The sequence below is a fragment of the Ferdinandcohnia sp. GQ5 genome (genome assembly GCF_059759275.1).
Window position 1 is genome coordinate 1 of the sequence record NZ_JCAXEW010000053.1, and the last position, 489, is coordinate 489.

The following is a 489-nucleotide window of genomic DNA, read 5'->3' on the forward strand; positions in this document are numbered from 1 at the left end:
GCTTGGGCAAACCGGCCTTTAAATACAACATACTATCCTTATATTTTCGCTGATGCCATGTATATTAAGGTACGCGAACATAATCGTGTTGTATCAAAGGCAGTCTATATCGCTACCGCCATTACGGAAGAAAACCGCCGAGAGATATTAGGGATAAGAGTTGATCACGTAGAAAGTTATGATGCTTGGAAAGCCTTTTTACATCACTTACAATCTCGGGGAGTACAATCTCCAAGACTATTTATTACAGACGCACATCCCGGATTAAAAAAGGCTCTAAAAGAAGTCTTTGTTGGAACCGTTTGGCAACGTTGTACTGTCCATCTCAAGCGAAATATCTTTAATACACTACCTAAAAAAGGAGTAGATGAAGAAAAACTAGGATTAAAGAGAATTTTTGAAGCTGTTAGTGTGGATGATGCCAGAAAGTTTAAAGATGAATTTCTTGAACGATTTGGAGAAGATTCAAAGCTGGAGAAAGCGATCCGC

Annotated in this window: 1 protein-coding gene; it reads left to right on the forward strand. The window is 38.9% G+C overall.

Annotation, left to right across the window (positions count from 1 at the left end):
• Positions 1-489, forward strand: a 489-nt coding sequence (locus AC6CHV_RS26325) for an IS256 family transposase (protein ID WP_498079978.1), incomplete at both ends; no start/stop codon positions are given.